General features: G+C 64.0%; 5 protein-coding genes. All 5 read left to right on the top strand.

Annotated features, from left to right (window positions below; all coding sequences use genetic code 11):
• On the top strand, nt 1-255 hold a 255-nt coding region (gene pgk / locus AC1DT3_RS15290; protein ID WP_477466099.1), incomplete at its 5' end, for a phosphoglycerate kinase.
• Nucleotides 256-284: 29 nt separating this feature from the next.
• Nucleotides 285-1,373 carry a class II fructose-bisphosphate aldolase gene (gene fba / locus AC1DT3_RS15285; RefSeq protein WP_477466098.1) on the top strand — a complete coding sequence of 363 codons (1,089 nt, stop codon included), beginning with the start codon at nt 285-287 and terminating at the stop codon, nt 1,371-1,373.
• A 113-nt stretch (nt 1,374-1,486) separates the two neighbouring features.
• Entirely contained in the window at nt 1,487-2,137 is a 651-nt protein-coding gene (locus AC1DT3_RS15280) for a thiamine phosphate synthase (RefSeq protein ID WP_477466097.1), read from the top strand.
• Nucleotides 2,134-3,033, top strand: a complete 900-nt coding sequence (locus tag AC1DT3_RS15275) for a tetratricopeptide repeat protein (protein ID WP_477466096.1) — start codon at nt 2,134-2,136, stop codon at nt 3,031-3,033. Before AC1DT3_RS15280 ends, AC1DT3_RS15275 begins: the two co-directional genes overlap by 4 nt.
• A gap of 117 nt (nt 3,034-3,150) precedes the next feature.
• A partial coding sequence (locus AC1DT3_RS15270) for an inositol monophosphatase family protein (RefSeq protein WP_477466095.1) occupies nt 3,151-3,531 on the top strand: 381 nt, incomplete at its 3' end.

Here is a 3,531-nt window from a genome sequence, read left to right as displayed (position 1 = left end):
GTCTGGAACGGCCCGCTCGGCGCCTTCGAAATCGCGCCGTTCGACCAGGGCACGGTTGCGGCGGCAAGACACGCGGCGGCACGCACGAAGGCCGGCAAGCTCGTCTCCGTTGCCGGCGGCGGCGATACGGTCGCGGCGCTCAACCACGCGGGCGTGGCGGACGACTTCACCTATGTATCGACGGCGGGCGGCGCGTTCCTCGAATGGCTCGAAGGAAAGCCGCTGCCGGGCGTCGACGCATTGCGGATCAAGTAATCAGTTTCAAAAGCAAGACGGAGGATGAGATGGCGCGGATCACCTTAAGACAGCTTCTCGATCACGCTGCCGAGCAGGGCTACGGCGTGCCGGCCTTCAACATCAACAACATGGAGCAGGCGCTCGCCATCATGGAAGCGGCGAATGCTCTCGACGCGCCTGTGATCATCCAGGCGAGCCGCGGGGCGCGGTCCTACGCCAACGACATCATGCTCAAGCACATGATGGATGCGGTCACCGAGATCTATCCGCATATCCCGGTCTGCGTGCATCTCGATCACGGCAATGAGCCCGCCACCTGCATGACGGCGATCCAGGCCGGCTTCACGTCGGTGATGATGGACGGCTCCCTCAAGGCCGACGGCAAGACGCCGGGCGATTGGGATTACAATGTCGGCGTCACCAAGAAAGTCGTCGAGATCGCGCATCTCGGCGGTATTTCGGTGGAAGGTGAACTCGGCGTGCTGGGCTCTCTCGAGACCGGCATGGGCGACAAGGAGGACGGCCACGGAGCGGAAGGCAAACTCAGCCACGACCAGTTGCTCACCAATCCCGACGAAGCGGTGAAGTTCGTGGCCGAGACCAAGGTGGATGCCCTGGCCATCGCCATGGGCACGTCGCACGGCGCCTACAAGTTCACGCGCAAGCCGGACGGCGCGATCCTCGCGATGAACGTCCTCGAAGAGATTCACGCCAAACTCCCGAACACCCATCTCGTGATGCACGGCTCTTCCTCGGTGCCGCAGGACCTGCAGGACATCATCAACGCAAATGGCGGCAAGATGCCCCAGACCTGGGGCGTACCGGTCGAGGAGATCCAGCGCGGCATCAAGCACGGCGTGCGCAAGATCAACATCGACACGGACAACCGCATGGCGATGACCGGTCAGATCCGGAAAGTCCTGACCGAGAACCCCGGCGAGTTCGATCCGCGCAAGTATTTGAAGCCCGCGATGGACGCGATGACGAAGCTCTGCAAGCAGCGTCTCGAAGAGTTCAACACCGCCGGCCAGGCCTCGAAGATCAAGCGCGTCTTCACGCCGGCCGAAATGGCCAAGCGYTAYGCMTCGGGCGAGCTCGATCCCAAGTTCGGCGGCGCCCGCAAGGCGGCCGAGTGAGAGCCATCAGGCTTTCGCCGCAATCGTGATGAAGAAACGGGGCCTCGCAAGACGGCCCCGTTTTCGTTATGGCTTGTCGCGATGACCGATCCCTTCCTCAGTATCAAGTGACCATGGCTGACACCGCCGCCCGCCTCTATCTGATGACACCTCTCCTGGAGGACGATTCCTTCGCTCCCCGTCTCGAGGAAGCTTGCGCCGCCGGCGAAGTCGCGGCCGTGATGCTGCGCCTGGCGCCAGCCGACGAGCGCACCCTGATCAACCGGATCAAGACACTCGCGCCCGTTGCGCAAAAGCACGGGGCGGCGGTGATGATCTCCGTCCAGGGCGACGCCGACCTCGCCACCCTGGCGGCCCGCGGCGGAGCGGAAGGCGCGCACGTTCTCGGCAATCTTTCCGTGCTCAAGTCCCTTCGCGACAGCTTCAAGACAGAGCGATCGGTCGGTGTCGGCAGCATCCGGAGCAAGGATGACGCCATGGCATTCGGCGAAGCCGGGGCGGATTACCTGATGTTCGGCGAACCCCGCGCCGACGGTTCCTTGCCCACGCTCGAGACGGTGATCGAACGGGCGGCGTGGTGGGCCGAGATCTTCGAGACGCCCTGCGCCGCCTACGCTCCACGCCTGGAGGATGTCGCCGCTCTTGTCGCCACCAATGTGGAATTCATCGCGCTCGGTGACGCCGTATGGGACCATCCGGACGGTCCCGCCGCGGCCGTGAAGAACGCCCTCGCCGTCCTGGCCGCTCAGGAGACCGCGCCGTGAAGCTGCGGCTTTGGGGCCTCGCCGCCGCCTTCCTGATCGCCGCCTGCCCCACGGCGCGCGCGGCCCCGGATGCCGCCTACGGCGCCTATCAGCGCGGCCTCTACCAGACCGCCTTTCGCGAGGCGACTTTGCGCATCGAGAAGAACCGCAAGGATGCGGCGGCGATGACGCTGCTCGGCGAATTGTACAATTTGGGTCTCGGTGTCCCGATGGACCCGAAGAAGGCCTCCGAATGGTATGAACTCGCCGCCAAGCAAGGCGAGCCGCACGCCATGGCGACGCTCGGCCTCATGGCCCTCGAAGGGCGCGGCGTCGAAAAGGACCCGGCGCRGGGCAAGGCCTGGCTCGAACAGGCGGCAGCCAAAGGCGACGCGTCGGCCTCCTACAACCTCGCCTTGCTGTTCATGTCGACCGGTTTGGACGCTGATCTCAAGCGTGCGATCACCCTGCTACAGACCGCCAATGCGGGCGAGATCGGTGACGCCCAGCACGCGCTCGGCGTGCTCTATCTGACAGGAAAGGGCGTCGACAAGAACAGTACCGAAGCGGCGCGCCTTTTCGAGAAGGCGGCAAAGAACGGCAACGTGGCCGGCGAGGTCGAATACGCGATCCTCATCTTCAATGGAGACGGCGTCAAAGCCGATGAAGCAAAGGCCGCCAAACTGTTTCGCCGCGCGGCCTCCCGGGGCAATGCCATCGCGCAGAACCGCCTCGCGCGGCTTCTCGTGGCGGGACGTGGCGTTCCTGCGAACAAGATCGACGCCGCCGCCTGGCATCTTATCGCAGCATCACAAGGGCTCACCGACACCTGGCTCGACAACGCCTTGAAGGACCTGACGCCGGAGGACCGTGGGAAGGCGGAGAAGCTCGCGTCGGAGCGCTCGAACCTGTTTTAGCTGCAATGTTCGTTGCATTTTCGCCGGACCGTTCTGCTTGACGCGGCCCGTCACCCGTGGTCATCAGCCTATGCTCTTTCTCTTCGCCAAACCCTTCGACCTTGCCAGGACCGTCCTATGATCCGCTCGCCCTTGATGACCGTGATGAACGATGCCGTAATGAAGGCCTCGCGCTCGCTCAAGCGCGACTTCGGCGAGGTCGAGAACCTTCAGGTGTCCCGGAAAGGTCCTGGCGATTTCGTCTCGGCCGCTGACAAGAAGGCGGAATCGATCCTGCGCGACGCTTTGGAAAAGGCGCGTCCGGGATACGGTTTCGTGATGGAGGAAAGCGGCATTGTCGAGGGGACCGATACGAGCCATCGCTGGCATATCGATCCGCTCGACGGCACCACGAACTTCCTGCATGGCCTCCCCCACTTCGCCATCTCCGTCGGCCTCGAGCGCGAAGGGCAGATGGTCGCCGGCATCGTCTATGATCCGGCGAAGGACGAGTTGTTC

This window comes from Microvirga sp. P4_G7 (assembly GCF_056401005.1).
The sequence above is the reverse complement of the archived record's forward strand: the minus strand, read 5'-3'. Positions and strand labels throughout refer to the sequence as shown.

Bases quoted from the DNA above. Each gene is read 5' to 3' on its own strand.
- AC1DT3_RS15280 (WP_477466097.1), top strand. From the start codon at position 1,487: ATGGCTGACACCGCCGCCCGCCTCTATCTGATGACACCTCTCCTGGAG.